The 16,898-nt window shown below is 25.4% G+C and carries 28 protein-coding genes; 27 read left to right on the plus strand and 1 reads right to left on the minus strand.

All coding sequences use genetic code 11. The features are described from left to right. The first annotated feature begins 37 nt into the window (after nt 1-37). The 27 genes from AMYT_RS14090 (at nt 38) to AMYT_RS15005 (ending at nt 16,601) form a co-directional block, all read left to right on the plus strand. Entirely contained in the window at nt 38-598 is a 561-nt protein-coding gene (locus tag AMYT_RS14090; protein ID WP_114843252.1) for a hypothetical protein, read from the plus strand. 53 nt (nt 599-651) lie between these two features. After that, nucleotides 652-1,314 carry a hypothetical protein gene (locus tag AMYT_RS14095; protein ID WP_114843253.1) on the plus strand — a complete coding sequence of 221 codons (663 nt, stop codon included), beginning with the start codon at nt 652-654 and terminating at the stop codon, nt 1,312-1,314. A gap of 9 nt (nt 1,315-1,323) precedes the next feature. Next, entirely contained in the window at nt 1,324-1,563 is a 240-nt protein-coding gene (locus AMYT_RS14100; protein ID WP_114843254.1) for a hypothetical protein, read from the plus strand. A gap of 1 nt (nt 1,564) precedes the next feature. Beyond that, complete coding sequence (locus tag AMYT_RS14105) at nt 1,565-1,780, plus strand: hypothetical protein (RefSeq protein WP_114843255.1); 216 nt, start codon at nt 1,565-1,567, stop codon at nt 1,778-1,780. A 96-nt stretch (nt 1,781-1,876) separates the two neighbouring features. Then, on the plus strand, nt 1,877-2,143 hold the full coding sequence (locus tag AMYT_RS14110) for a hypothetical protein (protein WP_114843256.1): 267 nt from the start codon (nt 1,877-1,879) through the stop codon (nt 2,141-2,143). A gap of 319 nt (nt 2,144-2,462) precedes the next feature. Beyond that, the gene (locus tag AMYT_RS14115; protein WP_114843257.1) at nt 2,463-3,185 is read left to right on the plus strand and encodes a hypothetical protein; all 723 of its coding nucleotides are present in this window, start codon (nt 2,463-2,465) and stop codon (nt 3,183-3,185) included. 102 nt (nt 3,186-3,287) lie between these two features. After that, a complete protein-coding gene (locus tag AMYT_RS14120) occupies nt 3,288-4,634 on the plus strand; it encodes a DNA cytosine methyltransferase (protein WP_114843258.1) in 1,347 nt (448 codons plus the stop codon). Nucleotide 4,635: 1 nt separating this feature from the next. Further along, complete coding sequence (locus AMYT_RS14125) at nt 4,636-5,355, plus strand: hypothetical protein (protein ID WP_114843259.1); 720 nt, start codon at nt 4,636-4,638, stop codon at nt 5,353-5,355. Nucleotides 5,356-5,388: 33 nt separating this feature from the next. After that, the gene (locus AMYT_RS14130) at nt 5,389-6,117 is read left to right on the plus strand and encodes a hypothetical protein (RefSeq protein ID WP_114843260.1); all 729 of its coding nucleotides are present in this window, start codon (nt 5,389-5,391) and stop codon (nt 6,115-6,117) included. 65 nt (nt 6,118-6,182) lie between these two features. Beyond that, nucleotides 6,183-6,470 (plus strand): hypothetical protein, encoded by a 288-nt coding sequence (locus AMYT_RS14135; protein WP_114843261.1) that lies wholly within the window; start codon nt 6,183-6,185, stop codon nt 6,468-6,470. A 55-nt stretch (nt 6,471-6,525) separates the two neighbouring features. After that, a complete protein-coding gene (locus AMYT_RS14140) occupies nt 6,526-6,747 on the plus strand; it encodes a hypothetical protein (RefSeq protein WP_129085782.1) in 222 nt (73 codons plus the stop codon). A gap of 65 nt (nt 6,748-6,812) precedes the next feature. Continuing rightward, the gene (locus tag AMYT_RS14145; protein WP_114843263.1) at nt 6,813-7,382 is read left to right on the plus strand and encodes a hypothetical protein; all 570 of its coding nucleotides are present in this window, start codon (nt 6,813-6,815) and stop codon (nt 7,380-7,382) included. Next, nucleotides 7,373-7,714, plus strand: a complete 342-nt coding sequence (locus AMYT_RS14150; RefSeq protein ID WP_114843264.1) for a hypothetical protein — start codon at nt 7,373-7,375, stop codon at nt 7,712-7,714. Before AMYT_RS14145 ends, AMYT_RS14150 begins: the two co-directional genes overlap by 10 nt. Nucleotides 7,715-8,456: 742 nt before the next feature. After that, the gene (locus AMYT_RS14995) at nt 8,457-8,633 is read left to right on the plus strand and encodes a hypothetical protein (protein ID WP_162919522.1); all 177 of its coding nucleotides are present in this window, start codon (nt 8,457-8,459) and stop codon (nt 8,631-8,633) included. Further along, complete coding sequence (locus AMYT_RS14155) at nt 8,630-9,952, plus strand: hypothetical protein (RefSeq protein ID WP_114843265.1); 1,323 nt, start codon at nt 8,630-8,632, stop codon at nt 9,950-9,952. The genes AMYT_RS14995 and AMYT_RS14155 overlap by 4 nt, the downstream gene beginning before the upstream one ends. A 2-nt stretch (nt 9,953-9,954) precedes the next feature. After that, the gene (locus AMYT_RS14160; protein ID WP_162919523.1) at nt 9,955-10,251 is read left to right on the plus strand and encodes a GNAT family N-acetyltransferase; all 297 of its coding nucleotides are present in this window, start codon (nt 9,955-9,957) and stop codon (nt 10,249-10,251) included. A gap of 77 nt (nt 10,252-10,328) precedes the next feature. Continuing rightward, nucleotides 10,329-10,802 carry a hypothetical protein gene (locus tag AMYT_RS14165; protein WP_114843267.1) on the plus strand — a complete coding sequence of 158 codons (474 nt, stop codon included), beginning with the start codon at nt 10,329-10,331 and terminating at the stop codon, nt 10,800-10,802. 11 nt (nt 10,803-10,813) lie between these two features. Beyond that, entirely contained in the window at nt 10,814-11,749 is a 936-nt protein-coding gene (locus tag AMYT_RS15105) for a site-specific DNA-methyltransferase (protein WP_196779633.1), read from the plus strand. 273 nt (nt 11,750-12,022) lie between these two features. Further along, nucleotides 12,023-12,313 carry a hypothetical protein gene (locus tag AMYT_RS14175; RefSeq protein WP_114843268.1) on the plus strand — a complete coding sequence of 97 codons (291 nt, stop codon included), beginning with the start codon at nt 12,023-12,025 and terminating at the stop codon, nt 12,311-12,313. A gap of 124 nt (nt 12,314-12,437) precedes the next feature. Beyond that, nucleotides 12,438-13,223: a hypothetical protein gene (locus AMYT_RS14180; RefSeq protein ID WP_114843269.1), complete on the plus strand. Its 786-nt coding sequence runs from the start codon at nt 12,438-12,440 to the stop codon at nt 13,221-13,223. Between the two features lie 184 nt (nt 13,224-13,407). Next, nucleotides 13,408-13,557: a hypothetical protein gene (locus AMYT_RS15000; RefSeq protein ID WP_162919524.1), complete on the plus strand. Its 150-nt coding sequence runs from the start codon at nt 13,408-13,410 to the stop codon at nt 13,555-13,557. 130 nt (nt 13,558-13,687) lie between these two features. Continuing rightward, nucleotides 13,688-14,584, plus strand: coding sequence for a hypothetical protein (locus AMYT_RS14185; protein ID WP_114843270.1), 897 nt, complete (start codon nt 13,688-13,690; stop codon nt 14,582-14,584). A gap of 107 nt (nt 14,585-14,691) precedes the next feature. Further along, a complete protein-coding gene (locus tag AMYT_RS14190) occupies nt 14,692-14,952 on the plus strand; it encodes a hypothetical protein (protein WP_114843271.1) in 261 nt (86 codons plus the stop codon). Nucleotides 14,953-14,957: 5 nt separating this feature from the next. Continuing rightward, nucleotides 14,958-15,479: a hypothetical protein gene (locus AMYT_RS14195; protein WP_191287701.1), complete on the plus strand. Its 522-nt coding sequence runs from the start codon at nt 14,958-14,960 to the stop codon at nt 15,477-15,479. Nucleotides 15,480-15,543: 64 nt separating this feature from the next. Next, on the plus strand, nt 15,544-15,975 hold the full coding sequence (locus AMYT_RS14200) for a hypothetical protein (protein WP_129085755.1): 432 nt from the start codon (nt 15,544-15,546) through the stop codon (nt 15,973-15,975). A gap of 26 nt (nt 15,976-16,001) precedes the next feature. Further along, a complete protein-coding gene (locus AMYT_RS14205) occupies nt 16,002-16,265 on the plus strand; it encodes a hypothetical protein (protein WP_114843273.1) in 264 nt (87 codons plus the stop codon). A gap of 168 nt (nt 16,266-16,433) precedes the next feature. Then, the gene (locus AMYT_RS15005) at nt 16,434-16,601 is read left to right on the plus strand and encodes a hypothetical protein (RefSeq protein ID WP_162919525.1); all 168 of its coding nucleotides are present in this window, start codon (nt 16,434-16,436) and stop codon (nt 16,599-16,601) included. A 37-nt stretch (nt 16,602-16,638) separates the two neighbouring features. Here AMYT_RS15005 and AMYT_RS14210 read toward each other — a convergent pair whose 3' ends face one another. Beyond that, the gene (locus tag AMYT_RS14210) at nt 16,639-16,863 is read right to left on the minus strand and encodes a helix-turn-helix domain-containing protein (RefSeq protein WP_114843274.1); all 225 of its coding nucleotides are present in this window, start codon (nt 16,861-16,863) and stop codon (nt 16,639-16,641) included. Nucleotides 16,864-16,898 lie beyond the last annotated feature (35 nt).

Below are 16,898 nucleotides of genomic sequence, written 5' to 3' on the forward strand. Positions count from 1 at the left end.
GGTTAATATATTCCTAAAAGTATTCAAAGGAGTAATTATGAGTACTTATAAAAAACTAGAAAAAATAATCTTACCTCAACTACAAAACTTTCAAGAAGATTTAACAGTAATTGATAAAAAAACACTTTCAACATATAAAGGAAAATTTCTTTATGGTGTTAGACCAAATGGAACAAATCTGTTAATGTTAGATTCTAAAAGAATTGATTATAAAGATTTGCCATTAAGTAAATTAGAAAATTTACTTAGCTCAAATCTGTGTATATTAAAGTATGCAAATAAAAAGTTCTATTATTATGATGGTGAGACAATAAGTGAAATAGACTTTGAACAATTACATACAATATATGGAATGTATTGTAAAGAAGTATATTCTATACATAAGAACTTAGAGAGACTAAATATAAAAAAATTATCATATGTTCTTTGGGAACTTATGTCAAATAATAGAAAATGGAAATCAGAAATTAAATCTTCAATGAATCAAGAGTTAAGAAAAATCAGAAATAATTTTAATTTTTTTTCAATTAAAAGGAGTAATTTAATAAGTGAGGTGGAAGAACAATTATTTTCAAAATGTAATATTTTAGATATATAAGTTCATAACTAAGTATTAAATTATAAAAAATTAAAAAAAAGAAAGAGAAAAAAATGAGTAATATTGAAAATTTAAATAAAGTAGATTCGTTATCAAAAGAACAAATAAGAGAGTTCTTTATTAATTGTGCAAAACAATTATATAAAAATGAAGAGGTAGAGTTTATATTTAAAGATAAGCTTTATAATGGATTTGTTTCTTCTAATGGTGGATATGAAATAAATAGTTATGAAATGTCTGCTCAAAAAGATGAAGATGATTGTTACAATGATGAAGATATATTAGATGGTGGATTAAATGAAGGTACTGCATATGATGCTATTTTTTCTTTATTATCAAGTGAAGATATTGAAAAGTATTATGAAAAGAATTACTTTGTAATTAATGCACAAAGAGATAGTTCAGTATCAACTGAAAATTGTTATATAGTTGAAATAGGGCAAGAGAACTTTTTAAATAGTTTAATAGAATGGTATGAAAATATTATTCTTGTTGAGGAATATCCAACAGAAGACCTAGCAATTGCAAGGTGTATGGAGGTAAATGATATAACAACAAATAATTGGAAAGATATAGTATCAAAAGAGAATGTATATACTGTTTTTGTTGGTGGAACAGAAATAAATGATACCTATTTATCTTTTGATGAAGCTTTAAAACTTCTTAATTCATATAAAGAAGACAATTATGATGATGTTTATATCATGAAAAAATAAAGGTTAAAAATGAAAGAAATAGAAAATAATAGTTTATTAAAGAAACTAGAAAAAGAGGCTAGTGAACTAGGTAATAAAGCTTTTAATAATGGAATACCAAGAACTCCAATATATGATGATAAATTACTTCAGTTATTTAAAAAGTATGAACTTAAAGTTTCTGAAGGAGCAACAATTTTTAAAGCATGGTTAGATAGTTGGGATACATCAAATTTAAAAGAAATTACTATGAATGAAATAAAGGATTAAGATGGCAACAGTACAAGATATAAAAAAATTAAAAGAAGAATATCAGAACAGAAGAGTTTATTTTGAAGGGAATGAAGATATTGAAGGTTTCTATGGAGAAGTTGATAACTTCAGGTTAGACACTGATAATTCAATAATTGTCATCTTAAGAGATATGGAAGATCAATGTTTTGACATTGACTGGAAAGAGATAGAAGATTTAGAGTTTGAATCTTAATAAATATAATTAGTTGCTCACAAAGAGCTAACCCATAAGGGATAATCTTATCCCGAAGGGATAGCATTATCTTATATTTTGAGAAAGTGAGAAATTATGAAAATTATACTAATAGAGATATTCATTATTTTTATGCTCCTTCTACGAGAATTAGGTATACCAAAATTAATTTATGAAGAGTTATATACAAATCCTAAATTAAGAACATTAATAAAAGTATTTGGTGATGTTCTATATATGGTTGGTGGTTCTATCGTAGGTGCTGCAATATATGCTTATTTTGTTGAGGTAAAACTTTACTTGACAGTTTTAATAATAGGTATTATATTTATAGTAATTGGATCATATTTAAAAAGGGAATAGTATGGAAACAAGTTATTTAGAAATAGCTTCATTTGTAATTTTGTTTATTGCAATTGTATTAGCTATTGGGAAATACGATAGTAGGAAGCAATATAATTAATGATTTTGTTTTTCAAAGTCATATTTACCTATTGCTAAAAAAATAGCTATTGCTAAAATAGATAGAGTTGTGATTTCAAATATAGTCATAGTTTTATCCTTTTAGATAATTATAGCAAATATATAAAATAATATCAATGCTAATAAAAGCATAACCCAAAAGGGATAAATTATTCCATTTTGGGATAATTATCCTTAATAAAAAAATAAGGAAAAGAAAATGACTATTTTAGGGCACGAGATTACTATAAAAACTTATGAAAATGATAACTTAATTGATTTTGAAAATATAGACTCTTCTTTAAAAGATACTATCATTATGTCAATTAATGATTCTATATTGGAAGGTTCAACTGCTTCTTATGGAGAAATAGAAGAATATTCAATTTATTTTGAGTGGGAAATAGAAGAATATATACCATCATTTGATGAGTTAAAAAATTTAATTTCTTCATTTGAGGGTAAATTAGATGTATCTCAAATCAATCAATTAAGTGATGAAATAGAAAAACTACATAAAAAAAGAATAGAGCTTAAATGTGAAGAAATATTCAATGAGTATATTTTAAAATCCAATAATAATTTACTTCAACTTTTAATAAAATATTTTAATTTAAAAACAATTAGTTTTATTAATGCAGAAGAAGATTGTTCTTGGGTTAATGTGGTTGAATTAAGTTCAATAGAGAAAAATATATCTTTTTTTACAAATTCATCAGACTATGGTGAAATATTCGGAATTAAACATTTTGATAATTTCATTAATGGTTATGAAACTTTTATTGATATATTAGAGAATGTAGAATTTGATAGTGATGAGGAATTAGAAAATTTTGAAACAATTATAAGTTTAATTACAAAAGATGAATATAGTGAATTATTCAATTTTATAAAAGAAATGGATAATGAAGCTAGAAAGTTTCAATTATACATAACAAACTAATTTATATATAGTTGCTCATATAGAGCTAACCCATAAGGGATAAATTATCCCTTGTGGATAGTTCTATTCCTTTAAAGTAAAACTTATAAAAAAAGGAATTATATGTCAGCAAATATAATATTAGAAGATAAAGTAAATAATAAAATAGAACCATTTAAAAAAATTATTAAACCTTTGAGGGATTTACCAGGTGGAAATAAGGGTTTATGGTTAAATAATCTTAGTTTAAAAAAGAGTATGGAAGCAGGAGACACTGTAAATATTTCTTATGACTATGATAAAAAAATCGTAGTTGTTGAAAAAACTGAATTATTAGGTAATCATATAATATCTTATAGAAAAAGTGATATAAAAAAAACTCCAATATTAGATATTAAAAATAAAAGTATTACTGAACTTTTTAAAAATGTAGAAAAAGTAGAAATTCAGTTATTTAAAAATAAATTGATTATAAAAACTGCTACTACTGAAGAGTTAAGAAATCAAAGAAAACAAATAGGATTTAAGACATTCGAACTGTTTTGTGGAGGTGGTACATTAACTCAAATGTTTAAACAAGCAGGTTTTACTCCAATTGGTGGATTAGATATTGAGAATAAATTTTTAAATATGTTTGAACATAATCATAAAGAATCAAAATATACTATTTTAAGTTCATTGGAAGATATTGTTCCAAGTGATTATCCAAAAAATGTAGATATTGCTTTAATTGGTATACCTTGTGTACCTTATACTAAAGCAAATATAAATTTAACAAAAGCATTAATAAATTATGAAAATGGAATTGCAACTGAAAAAGAAATGAAACTTGTTAGGCAAAAAGAAGATGCTGAAACAATGACATTCTTTGTCCTTGAAGCAATTAGAGCAATGAATGTAAATACGGTAATCATTGAAGAAGTTGTTGAATATTCAAAAACAGAAGCTTGTCAATGGTTAAGAGTTATGCTTAAAAAATTTGGATATCACATTAGTGAAACTATTGCGACTGGTTCTCATTCAAAGAGAAAAAGATGGGCTCTTGTTGCAAATATGAATAAAAAAATTAACCTTGAAAATTTAATTCCAAATTCTAATAAAACAATTGAAGACTTGTTAGAAACTCCAATTGATAAAAGAGAATGGAAAACAATTGATGAGGTCCCTAGAGTATTAGCTGCTAGTAAAAAAGATAAAGTAGGTATTAGAACAGTATCTCCAAGTGATATAAAATCTAATACATTTACTACTCATGGAACAAGATCTACAGAACCAATTTTAAAACATCCTACTAAAGAGTTATATTCAGAATTTACAAATAAAGAAATTGCAAATATTCATGGTTTAAATAACTATGAACTTTCAAATGTAAAAACTTTAAATAGAAAAATCTTAGGGCAGGGTGTTACTGATATGTTCTATCATATTGCATTAAGACTAAAAAATAGTATAGAAAAGTATGGAGCATAAAATGAAAATCTATTTTGCGTGCCCAACTGGTAAAAGAAGAGATAATATTTTGAAAGAGTACGGTTATGAATTTGGAGCTTGTTTAACAAGAGATACTTTTAATCATATTACTGCAAGAACAATGCATTGGTTCTTCGATAATGGTGCATTTTCTGATTGGCAAAATAAAAGACCTTTTAATGCCCAAAAGTTTATAGACCAAATGTGGAGAATTGAATCAGAAATAAGATTTGGAAAACCAATATCAAATGATTTAGATTTTTCTTCTATGGAAAGAGGTGAACCTAAAAAATACAAATTAGTTTGCCCTGAATTTGTAGTATGTCCTGACTTGCCTGCAAGAGGTAATGAATCCTTGGAGTTTTCAAGAAAATGGATAGATTACTTAGAAGATACCTTCCCTTACTATGATTATTTTTTAGCAGTTCAAAATGAAATGAGTTTTGAATTAGTAGAAGATGATTTGAAAAATAATAGGTTTAGTGGTCTTTTTGTTGGTGGAACTAAAGAATGGAAATACAAAGAAGCATCAATATGGGTGGAATTAGCACATAAATATGGTATTCCTTGTCATATTGGTGGAATTGGAAATAGAAAATCAATACTTTGGGCTAAATCAATTGGTGCTGATAGTGTTGATAGTGGAGTGGCAATGATACATCCTAAACATTTAGCTGAGATATTAAATATCAAAGATGACATGTTTTGGAATGTAGCATAATTAATTATTTAAAAAAATATAAAAGGAAAAAATATGTCAAATGAAGCAAAAGAATTAATATATGTATTAGAACAAAATGGTTTTATCCCTTTTGGATTAAATATGCCAATTAGTATGGTTATTGAAGATATTAGAGCTTGCAACTATAATTATTATGGTAATAAATATGCATCTTCAAATGAATTATTTGAAAATTCTGCTCTTTCAATTAAATTTAAACACAATCAAGTAGAAAATCCATTTTGGATAACTATTTTTAAAGGTGCAAATTATAGAGAAAAAGAAACTTTATTTGTTGCTGCAACTTTTAATGAAATTATTGATGAAAATAATAATTTCTGCAATTCAGAAAATACTTTTTATGCTAAAGATTGTATATCAAAAAGCAATGAACTCTTTGAAGGTATTGAGTCAATTAAAGAAGTATTAGCAGCATTTGAAACTACATTATTCTCTGGAAGTGAAGACAGTACTCCTATCTTTGAAGATAATTCTGATGCATTGTATGATGTTATCGAAGAATTAAGAAGTTTATTAAAAGAAGAAACTTTAGATGCAGATGAAATTGAAAACCTTATTTATGAAAATAAAAAAATGGGTGATTTCTTAGAACTTCTTGGATTTACTCCAGATGATATAACTACAAACATTATAAATGGTAGTGAAGATGAGTTAAAACAATTAGTTAAAGATATGAAACTTTCAAAAGATTGTCTTAAACAAGTTAATTGTAGACAAAAAAGTTATGATACTTCTATGTGAAATTATTAAACTAGTTAGTATCTTTAAACAAGTTTCAGAAGATGGTATAGATAATTTATTTATCTATGCTGAATAATCTGATAGGGGTAAATAATGATATTTATAAAAAAACATTTTCTGAAAATCAGATTATTAGAACAGGTGTTTCGCATCAATTTGTAACTTCAATAAATGGCATAAAAGCAGAAGAATTGGCAAAGCAAATTGCTTTTAGAGAACATAAAAAAGTTTCTCAAATAAAAAAAATAACTGTTTGCTATGCAGGTAATGTTACATACAATGACAATCTAAGTGTAGGATGTATTGAAGAGTATTTTGCAACACTTGAAGATTATAAGAAAAATTTACAATAAAGTTAAAAGGACTAATATGAATTTTAATGAAACTATATGCAGTAAAGGATTAAAAGTGGAATATATAAGAGGAAAAGAAAATATACAAAAAGTTTTAAAGTCTGGAACAAAACTTACTTCGGATGATTTTAAAAATCCGACAATAGAACACTTTGCTTATGATAAAGAAAATATTGGAACAACTTTTTCGCCTTATGTTGTAATAAATGGCAATACTTTTGTTAGATGTATGGACGATATTGACTACGAATGTAAAATGTTGAGAATTATACAATAAAGGACTTATCATAGATAATTTAATTATCTATGTTGAAGAATAAATTTAAATTTTTGGAGAAAAAAATGAGATTTTTATATGAATTAAATAGTGAAGAAATTAAAAAAGTATTCTATGAAAATAGAAATAATTATATTGCTACAGCAATATTAAAACATAAAAATACACCAACGGAATTATTATTGAAAAATACTAATAATTATAATATTGTTCAAAATATATATCTAAAAGATGAGGTATATGAAAAAATATTAAAAGAAAAATATGAATGTATTGTTAGTATGGCTTGTAGAGTCTCACATACACCAATCTGGTTTTTAGAAAAAGCGTTAGAAATATTTCCTAATAACTATGATGTAGAATATTCAATAGCAAGACTTTTAGATAGGAAATTAACAGATAATCTTTATAAGAAGCTTTCATTATCTTCTCGTTGGGAAGTAAGAAGCTGTATTGCAAAAAATAAATGTGTACCTAAAAAATATCTTAGTGAACTTCAAAACGACATAGATTCAAGAGTTTTAATAAGTGTAAAAGATAGATTAAATGAATCTGATTACAATATGGGAATAAAAAATTGGCGGGATGTTCCACAATTAAAAATTAATATTGAAAGAGATGTATTATGTTCTTAGGTAATACACAAAAGAAGCAGCTTATAAATGAATTGAAGTTAAATAATAGAGAAGATATAGTAAATAATATATTAGGGGATGAAACTAAATTTAAACATATCAAATTTACAGATGAAGATTCTCAACAAGTTGCAATTATGCTAGATGAAGATACATATATTTATTCACAACAAGTAAGTGATGACTATGATTGGCATTTAGATAATAAAAAAGACGGGAAGTATTATCTTACGGATACTATTAATTTAAACAATTATACAGAAGTTGAACAAAATAATGAAGTTTCTTCATATTATGGCTCACTAGAAAGATTAAAAAATGATAGTTGCTGAATGTATATTTGAAAATATGTTGTAAGATAATTTGGATTTACTGTCCCAAAATGGGACAGTAAATAAGGGAGAGAATTAAAACGATAAGTTTTTCCTTGAAAGAGGTTTTTTTTATATATATAAACAGACTAAAAAACAGACAAAGAACAATAAATATAATACTCAAATCTCAAAAGAAACACTAAGTAATATTTAACAAACAATTAGCTATATTAATAGTATTCATTTTTTGAATTATCTATAATAATAATAGATATAAGTTTGTTGCGAGAGCAATAAGCTGTGCCAAAAAGGCAAATGGAGTAGAGATACATCCAAAAGGGCAAAAGTTTGTAAACTATAAGATAGAAGTCTTGTAGCCCAGGTGAGAAACCAAAAGAAGTTTGCGAAGGTATAGTCTATAATCTAAATAATTAGATTGTAGAGTGTTTCAGAGTAGTTGCTCAAAAGAGCTAACCCGTAAAGGGATACAAAAGATTGTATTCCTTACGGGATACTACTATTTGTATCCTTTTAGTTTTTAACTTATAAAAGGATAAAAATGAGTGCAAATCCTAAATCAATTTTATACTAAATTATATAGTATTTTTAATATTAAAAAATAATATTATTAAACTATGAAGAGAATGTATAAATATTTCTATTTTGATATTTTTGGTGCTTCTTAAAGTAAACCCATTAGGGATAGTAATTATCCTTAATAGGGATACTACTATCCTTTTTTTAATAAAAGGAATTTAAAATGGAATATATATTAGGTTTATTTAAAATTAATAAAAAATTTAATCCTTTAAAAGTAATAGAAAATATTGAAAGTAATGATTATTTAAATCAGAGAACAATTGAGAATATTGAGTTTGAAATGAATAAAATCAATACTTTCCAAAAATTACTATATGCTGCAAAGGGTAATAAGTGAAACAAATTAATATAAATCAAATAAAAGGTATTGAAAAGTTATATAAAGCTTTTGATAATGTTATTCATGAGCAGTATGAAAATTATCAAACTTTAGAACTTTCAAATAACGTAAAAAGAGGAATAATAGAGAAAGAAGTTTATTTAAAATTATCAATTGCACAATACACTGCAAATAGAAATGCTATTGAGTGTTTAGAAGGTGCAATTAATTCTCTATTGCCTTGGTTAGAATTACTTATAAATTGTGATGAAAAACCAAATAATGAGCAATTATGTTTATTTGGTTCAAGTGTAGATGATGAATTAGAAAAAGAACCAGAAACTCCAACAAGTTCTGATGATAATTCTTGGAGTAGATATTTCCGTAAAGTAGAAAATGTAAGAATTTCTAATATGAAAAAAAAATATAAATTTTTCGAGTTATTTAATCCTATTTGTTGGTGGTGGGCTTATCATACTTTAAACTATAAAAAATTTATTCCTTCAAATGAAGAGTTAGAAAATCATATTAAATTAAAAATATTAGAATATAAAGACAAACCAGGTAGATATAAAGAAGTTTGGTTTGATACTTATAGAGATATTTTTAATAAATCTATGTCAGATATAGAATTATATAATTGTGTATTAGGAGCATTTAGATTTTATTTAGTGCCTTTTAAAGAAAAGCATGGAGTATTCTTTGATAACAGCTATACTATTCATAGTGAGCCATCAGAAGAGATTACTTATATGTTTTATTTTTCTATGAATAAATTAAATATATATTATTCACCAATACATAATATTCATAATTCAGAGGACTTTAAAGAGTATGATTTTTATAATCCTTCATTCATTTCTTTTCTTAGAGAAACATTTAATGTAAAAGAGTGTGAACCGTTAAATGATGATATTGTTAGAGAAAGAGTATTTAAAATTATATTTGATGAAATAACAATTAAGTGGAAAGAAATATTAAATAATTCATCTTCATATAAAGTATTTAAAAAAGCTTTAATGAAAAAGCTAAAAAATAAGATATCAAAAGTAGGTCATTTTACAGAAGAGTACTCATTTGAGTGTAATATATGTACTAAACAACAACAACTTATAATCACTCAAAGAAAAAAAACAAGGGAACTATTAAGTTATGATATTAGCAATGATGATGAGACATCTTGGAAATATATAGTTCTAAATCTGCAAAATGATGAATTATTCAAAAATGCTTTTGAAAGCTTTAAAAAAACTAATACATCGAATATGTATATTGTAGATAATGAATATAAAAATGCAGTTCAATTATGCTTATTTGATTTAAATATTGGAGCATGATAATGGAAATTTTTGAACAACAAAAACAATATAAGTTCTATGCATCAATAAAAGATGGTATAGGTAAAATTTCTTATATTGAAACAAAAAAGAGATTTAGAAATCAAGGCATAGCAAAAAAAGTCGTTACAGATTTTATAGTGCTATGTAAAAAAGAAAATATAAGTATTATAAAAATAAATGCTTATACGAAGTGTTTGATATTTTGGGAAAAACTTGGTTTTAAAGTAAGCAAAAATCCACAAATTATTGATGGACAAAAACAAATTTTCCATAACGGAGTTTATATTTTAAAATAGTTGCCTTAATGGCTAATTAACCTACGGGTATTTCACTAACCCGTAGAGGGGTTAGTTATTATAAAAAGGTAAAACTTATGAAAAAAGAAATAAAAAAAGCTAATAAAGAATTTTACTTTATTTCAAAAGTAACAATTGCAAAAGATGTTGCATTTAAGTATCCAAATTATTGGATAAATAAATTTACACCTTGTACTCTTGCAAAAAGATTAATTTCTGGAAATAGTGAAAGAAATAGCATGAAAAACTATGGTTTTGAATATAAAACAATAGCATCTAAAAAATTAAAAAAAATCTATTTAATACAAGAAGTACAAATTAATGGTGCAAATGTAAAAAATATAAATATTGCTTATGATAAGGAATTTGCTTATTCAATGGCATATCAATATTGTAAACAATACTATAAAAAAGAATTAAAAGTAGATTTTGGAAATTGTGAAAACTATGATGAATTTTATAGTATGGCATTACAAAATCAAGATTTATTAAATTCTATAATTATAGTAAGTGAAATTGATATTTCATCTAAAACAATATTACCTTTTTAAAAGAGGTAAATATGTCATTACTTAGCAAAATAATTAATTTTATAAAACTTCAAGAAAAAGAAGTTCATTTATCTGAAATTTATGAAAAATTTGAAGAAATAAAAAAAACAACTATCAGAGGAAGAATTAATGAAGCAGTTGGAACGAAATTACTAAGAGTTGGGAAAGGCAAATATTTATTAATTAGTGATGATGTTCAAGCAATTGTTGAACAAATGGATAGTAGATTTGCTATTCCAAATATTTTATCTTCACTTCTTTATTATGATATGATATTTTTAGATATACCATATTTTGCAAAAGGTCAAAAAGGTGGTAATAGAAACTTATCTACTTACGATTTGATAATGCCTGAAGAATTTGAAAAAATGACCTTAGAATTACAAAAAATGTTAAGGACAGAAGATTCTCAACTTTATTTTATGATTGCAGGTGGGAAAAGTAGTAAAAAAGATGCTCTTAATTATTTAAGTGCATTTGCACCTACTAACTTAAAAGTAGCAGCGAAAGGTTCGTATACTAAATTAACCTCAAAAGGAACAGTTTGCAATATGGGAAAATATCTTATGCCTCCTGAAGAGATATATGTATATTCTCATAGCGGTAAACTATTGAAACCCGATGAAACAATTTTAGATTTTGAACTACAAAGACCTCCTCTACCAAAACAAGGTGGATATCCAACTCAAAAACCATTTAAATTGCTAGAGCAAATAATCAAACAATCTACAAATGTAGGTGATTTTGTACTTGACTTATTTGGTGGAAGTGGAGTTACTTTAGATGCAGCTTTAAGTTTAAAAAGAAAATGCCATATTTTTGATATTGCAAATGAAGCAATAAATAGAATGAAGAATATATTAAAAACACACGAGACTTTAATTTGTAGTAGTTTACCTGTTAATAATTCATATAGCAGTTACAAACAATTACAACTATTTAGTTAACTATATTATGTAATTTCATTTGGTATCTCAGGTGACTTTACCACTATTGTTTGTTTTTGTACTAAAAAAGAAAAACTTATTTTTCTAAAAATGAGAAAATATTTAAAATATACTGATGATAAATTAGTTCGTCAATATGCACATAAATTTAATATTCCAATGTAACTTAAAGTTTAAAGGAATTTTATTATTTAGATTAGTTGCTTTATCAAGCTTACCCATATGGGCATAAATTGCCCTATGGGCAAGTATGCTCTTTTTAAAGGAGTAAAAATGGTAATAATAATAAAAATTGCTAGATATATTCTATCTATTTTGAAAGTACATCAAAAAACAAAATGTTTTGTAAATGGAGAAGATAAAATTGATTTAGATATGAAATTATTATCTAAATTAGTTAATTCAAATGTAAAGTCATATGGTATCTCAGGTGACTTTACCACTATTGTTTGTTTTTGTACTAAAAAAGAAAAACTTATTTTTCTAAAAATGAGAAAATATTTAAAATATACTGATGATAAATTAATTCATCAATATGCACATAAATTTAATATTCCAATGTAACTTAAAGTTTAAAGGAATTTTATTATTTAGATTAGTTGCTTCATAAGAAGCTTACCCAAAAAGGGCATACGAAAGTCACTGCCTTTAGGGTAGGTATGCTCTTTAATTTACTAAGGAGTGAATTATGACAGTAGAAAATTTAAGCAAAAAAGCTTTATTAGAGATGATTGAAAGTTTTGAGTACTATCCTGCAGTTACAGAAGCAGATGACAGAGCTTATATTTTGGCTTATCTTGATGATGAAGCTTGTGCAATAAGTAAAGATGATATTCAAGAGTATATTGATGCTATTGAAATCACAGAAGATAATATTCATGAATTCTATGAATTTATGAATGATGAAGACTTAATAAAAAATAAAGATTTAATTCATGAAGTTATTTTTGAAAACAAAATGGAAGTCTTTTCAAAACTTTTTGAAAAAGATTTGATAAATGAAAAAGATTTTCCTGAATGTAATAATATATTGTGTTTTCAAGGGTTTGTTTTAAAGTATTCTCTTTTCGGGATAATAGACACTTTAAAACCAATAGATGAATATATTCAAGAGATAAAAAATAGTGAAGCATATCAACAATATATCTCAAACAAAAATGTTGATGCAAACAATATCTCTTGTCCAAAAAACATTAAAGACTTAATTGAAAAATTTATTCCTGAATTTGATTATAACCAGGATAACAATATCTATGGAAAAGATGCACATGCTAACACTAGAGCTGATTTAGAAAGATTTGTTAATGAGCTTCAACAATTAATTGGAATTAAATCAATTCAAATTAATGCAGATGAAGTAAACAATGATGTTTATAATGAGTTAAGAAGCAAAACAAATGCAATAATTCATAGAAGAGACACTAAAGATGAATTCATTATTTTCAATACAATTAAAAATGGTGTACTATTATAAATTTAAATAAAACTTCAATACTTACTTTAATAAAGATATATCCTTTGTAATAATGTATTAAAAGACTTTTATCAAATACGATAAATATTAAATTCTAACTTTATTATATTAGGTTATATACCATTTAGGAAATTAATATTCATTTGAAATAAACAAAAACTCTAAATTAATTTAGGAGAAAACAATGTGTATATTTTCAAAATTAAAAATTATTGCAGGTGGTTTTGTACTTGCAGCAGTTTTAGCAGTTTGTAGCAAAATATATGTAGAAAAATTAGCAAACCAAACACTAGGTTATAAAATCACAAAAGTATTGGTTTCATTGCAAGATTAATAAAATTTACTTTATGTTTGTTATAAAAAAATAATAAGTACCCAATAAGGGCTAAACATCTCGAAAGAGGATTAGTCCTTATGGGACTAACTCTGTTCGTTATAAGTACTGAGGTACGAAAGAGGAGAAAATGAAAATAAAAGTTCCATTTTATTATATGGCTAATGTAATTATGCCAAGAAAGAGAAAATCAGAAAGTGTTATGGTTCAAGATAAGGTTACAATTGAAATAAAAGAGTTTAGGAAAGAAGATATTCCTGTAGCTTTTAGAGTTGAAAATGATGACCTTCCTTTTGAATTAAGAACTCTTGACAAAGAGATTCTTTTTGATGGTAAAAAATTATGGACACTTGATTTTGAAAAAATTAAAAACGAAGATAATAGAACTGTAGGCATAGAAGCTGTATATATTGATACAGTTAAGAAAAAGACTGAAAGTGGTGGTGAAAATCACAAGTGGTCATGTTCTACAGTTGATGCTCCTTTTTATGGATTCTGGCACTCTGCTAAGTGTGCAATGGAGCGTTATGACGAAAAACTTAAAACTAAAAAAGAGCTATTGAAACAATGCAGAAAATGGGTTGATGATAATAGAAAAGAAGTTTTAAAAGAAATCAGAACAAAAGCTAGAAGTATTATAGCAATTGATAATGCAATGTACAAAACAGCATCTGAACCAAGATATGTTGTTATGACTTTTGGATTAGGAAATAATCATGGTGGTACTGGAATGTCTGTAACAAACTATTACAATAGTAATATTTGTAAAAGTAAATATTTTACAGCTTTACAATATGAAGAAGCTTGTAGTCATGCAATAAATGTTGCTAAAAACAGAGGTGATTCAGAGTCAATAGAAAGAATAGGAGATGATAAGATTGTAGTATTAATGCCAGAGGCAGTTAAACTTAATCCAAATAAAGACCATAGAAATGGAAATGAGTTTTTAAATAGTATTGAAACTGGTATTCAAGCTGCAGGTCCTCTAGGTGGATTAGTGGTAGCATTATCAGCTATTACACAATAATAATTTAAAACAAAATCAATTAGTTGCTTCATAATTGAAGCTTATCCATATGGATACACAATATCCTTGATGGATAAGTGTATTTTTTTAGTATATAAGGATAAAAAATGGCAACAGTACCACAATTTATTAAAGAAGTGGCATTAGAATTAGAATTAAGTGCTGAAACTGCATTTATTAAAAATGATAAATATGTCCATATTTATTATGATACTGAAAAGGAAGGTTTTATTTATAATATATATCCATTTAATCAAGAATTGATTTTTGACAAAGATGGGAAAATAAAACCTCAACATATTATAAAAAGTAATTTTTGTAAGACTGATGAATTTGTTACAGTAGAAAATGCATATTTTAATGCATAGAAAAAATGAATTTTGGAGAAATAAAAATGACTTATGAAAATTTATGTGATGAAATAAATAGTGACAAAACTGGTTTAGCTAAAGGATATGCAATTAAATTTTTGCAAGATATGATTTGTTATGTAAGAAATAGTAAAAATAAATTTGATGATTTGATTAATAATGATTTGAAATTATTTAAGTCTATTGAAGCTGAAATACTTGAAAGAAAAAAACCACAAGATGGTGATTTTGTTGAATATTCAGAAGGTAAGTTTGCAAGAATTTCAAGAATTCATCAAGATGGGAATATTCAACTTTCTAATAAGATTGGGGTATATGTTTCAGAAGGTGGTTATTCTGAAGCTAGCGGTTGTACTTATGATTCAGAAATTGTTGATATTGAACGAACAAGATTGGTATTAAAAAACCTAACCCCTACTTCAAAAACAATGATAGGTTGTTGTTGGACTTTTAGTGAAGGTATTTCTGGAGCTAATAGGGGGGTTAATTACAATATCAAATTTAAAGTTTGGTTACTTGGTTAAAAAAAGAGAAAATGTTGTATTAAATAATTATACAACTAAACAAAAAGATAAAAAGGATATAAAAATGAAATATGTAATAATAGTAAATGCAGAGGCAATTGACAAAAATGAACTTAATAGTTTTGAGGGGAGAACTTTCAACACAAAAGAGTCTTTTTACGAGGAAGTAAGAAAATTAATTGATAGTAATGACATAAATTTATATAGCTTAGAGGACTTTATGAATTCTTATAATAATAAAGAAATCAACTTTGTTGACACTTGGATGTGTTATATTGATATTACAAACAATATTGAGCTAGTTCATGTAAAAGATGATGATGGTACAGTATTCTTTGCATATACAGATATGAGTGAAGATGAAATTAAACAAGCTATTATGGACGAGGAATTAGATGCAAAAAATATGGACTTTGAAGAAAAAACAATTGAACATGCTAAAAGGTTGAATAAGTCTTTTGAGTGTGCTGAATATGATATTTTCAACATTTTTTAATAACTTAAATAAAGTAGGAAGTGAAAATGAAGAGATATATAAGTATATTAATAATATCACTATTAATATTTGTATTAAATGGATGTGCAGTTAAGAAAACTGATAGTATTCCAACAAAAGTTGTTAAACATACAATTAATACACCTGCATATGTAGTAATAGCGATTGATGTTACTACAGATTTATTGCTTATGGGGACTATTATTGGTGGAGCAAAATTGTTAGGTATTGAACCTAAAAAGGATGAAAAAAAGAATATTTCAATTACTGATGAGGTAATTAAAAAATAAAGATACTTTCCTCTTTTTTTAGAGGTTGGACTTTTGGTGGATTATAAATAATCTAAGTCTGTAAAACTCACCACCACAACTTACTTTGATGTAGGCATAAGCTTCTTGAATATTTAAAAATAAATGTTCAAGTAGCTTATGCTAAAAAACTACATCAAAGGAAACAAAATGAAAATCAAACAAAATCCAATAAAAATGACATTTATAAAAAAATACGGTTATAGAACATATAGGGAAATATATTTTCTATGTAAGTTTTTTGATATAGAGGTTACTGAAGCTTTAAATAAGGCTGCAGAGGATTTAAATAAATTAGTTAATAAAAAAACCCGATAGGGTTTTTTCCCTTTGAAAAAAGGTTTTTTTTCACATATTATTCAATTTCAATAGTTTCATTTAGTATATTTTTTATAGCTTCATATTTTTTACTGTTGTAGTAATGCTCTAAAAAAGGCTTAACCCAATAAGGAATATTTTTTTGACTATTAACCCAATTATAAACAGTTCTAGGCTCAATCTCAAAAATATTCGCAAATTCTTTTTTTGTTAATTTACACTTATTAAGAAGTATATCGAATTCTTCAGTAGTTAATGGCATAAATAATATCCTTTAATTTATAGAACATATTTTAA

Origin of the sequence: Malaciobacter mytili LMG 24559, from assembly GCF_003346775.1 — a bacterium.
Classification (GTDB): Bacteria; Campylobacterota; Campylobacteria; order Campylobacterales; family Arcobacteraceae; genus Malaciobacter; species Malaciobacter mytili.

What these genes read in the sequence shown, in the direction of transcription:
- AMYT_RS14135 (WP_114843261.1), top strand. Translation starts at nt 6,183, where the DNA reads ATGCTGAATAATCTGATAGGGGTAAATAATGATATTTATAAAAAAACA.
- AMYT_RS14185 (WP_114843270.1), top strand. Translation starts at nt 13,688, where the DNA reads ATGAAAATAAAAGTTCCATTTTATTATATGGCTAATGTAATTATGCCA.
- AMYT_RS14100 (WP_114843254.1), top strand. Translation starts at nt 1,324, where the DNA reads ATGAAAGAAATAGAAAATAATAGTTTATTAAAGAAACTAGAAAAAGAG.
- AMYT_RS14120 (WP_114843258.1), top strand. Translation starts at nt 3,288, where the DNA reads ATGTCAGCAAATATAATATTAGAAGATAAAGTAAATAATAAAATAGAA.
- AMYT_RS14165 (WP_114843267.1), top strand. Translation starts at nt 10,329, where the DNA reads ATGAAAAAAGAAATAAAAAAAGCTAATAAAGAATTTTACTTTATTTCA.
- AMYT_RS14150 (WP_114843264.1), top strand. Translation starts at nt 7,373, where the DNA reads ATGTTCTTAGGTAATACACAAAAGAAGCAGCTTATAAATGAATTGAAG.
- AMYT_RS14115 (WP_114843257.1), top strand. Translation starts at nt 2,463, where the DNA reads ATGACTATTTTAGGGCACGAGATTACTATAAAAACTTATGAAAATGAT.
- AMYT_RS14110 (WP_114843256.1), top strand. Translation starts at nt 1,877, where the DNA reads ATGAAAATTATACTAATAGAGATATTCATTATTTTTATGCTCCTTCTA.
- AMYT_RS14995 (WP_162919522.1), top strand. Translation starts at nt 8,457, where the DNA reads ATGGAATATATATTAGGTTTATTTAAAATTAATAAAAAATTTAATCCT.
- AMYT_RS14200 (WP_129085755.1), top strand. Translation starts at nt 15,544, where the DNA reads ATGAAATATGTAATAATAGTAAATGCAGAGGCAATTGACAAAAATGAA.
- AMYT_RS14175 (WP_114843268.1), top strand. Translation starts at nt 12,023, where the DNA reads ATGGTAATAATAATAAAAATTGCTAGATATATTCTATCTATTTTGAAA.
- AMYT_RS14105 (WP_114843255.1), top strand. Translation starts at nt 1,565, where the DNA reads ATGGCAACAGTACAAGATATAAAAAAATTAAAAGAAGAATATCAGAAC.
- AMYT_RS14180 (WP_114843269.1), top strand. Translation starts at nt 12,438, where the DNA reads ATGACAGTAGAAAATTTAAGCAAAAAAGCTTTATTAGAGATGATTGAA.
- AMYT_RS14205 (WP_114843273.1), top strand. Translation starts at nt 16,002, where the DNA reads ATGAAGAGATATATAAGTATATTAATAATATCACTATTAATATTTGTA.
- AMYT_RS14095 (WP_114843253.1), top strand. Translation starts at nt 652, where the DNA reads ATGAGTAATATTGAAAATTTAAATAAAGTAGATTCGTTATCAAAAGAA.
- AMYT_RS14195 (WP_191287701.1), top strand. Translation starts at nt 14,958, where the DNA reads ATGAATTTTGGAGAAATAAAAATGACTTATGAAAATTTATGTGATGAA.
- AMYT_RS15105 (WP_196779633.1), top strand. Translation starts at nt 10,814, where the DNA reads ATGTCATTACTTAGCAAAATAATTAATTTTATAAAACTTCAAGAAAAA.
- AMYT_RS15000 (WP_162919524.1), top strand. Translation starts at nt 13,408, where the DNA reads ATGTGTATATTTTCAAAATTAAAAATTATTGCAGGTGGTTTTGTACTT.
- AMYT_RS14125 (WP_114843259.1), top strand. Translation starts at nt 4,636, where the DNA reads ATGAAAATCTATTTTGCGTGCCCAACTGGTAAAAGAAGAGATAATATT.
- AMYT_RS14145 (WP_114843263.1), top strand. Translation starts at nt 6,813, where the DNA reads ATGAGATTTTTATATGAATTAAATAGTGAAGAAATTAAAAAAGTATTC.
- AMYT_RS14160 (WP_162919523.1), top strand. Translation starts at nt 9,955, where the DNA reads ATGGAAATTTTTGAACAACAAAAACAATATAAGTTCTATGCATCAATA.
- AMYT_RS15005 (WP_162919525.1), top strand. Translation starts at nt 16,434, where the DNA reads ATGAAAATCAAACAAAATCCAATAAAAATGACATTTATAAAAAAATAC.
- AMYT_RS14130 (WP_114843260.1), top strand. Translation starts at nt 5,389, where the DNA reads ATGTCAAATGAAGCAAAAGAATTAATATATGTATTAGAACAAAATGGT.
- AMYT_RS14090 (WP_114843252.1), top strand. Translation starts at nt 38, where the DNA reads ATGAGTACTTATAAAAAACTAGAAAAAATAATCTTACCTCAACTACAA.
- AMYT_RS14190 (WP_114843271.1), top strand. Translation starts at nt 14,692, where the DNA reads ATGGCAACAGTACCACAATTTATTAAAGAAGTGGCATTAGAATTAGAA.
- AMYT_RS14210 (WP_114843274.1), bottom strand. Translation starts at nt 16,863, where the DNA reads ATGCCATTAACTACTGAAGAATTCGATATACTTCTTAATAAGTGTAAA.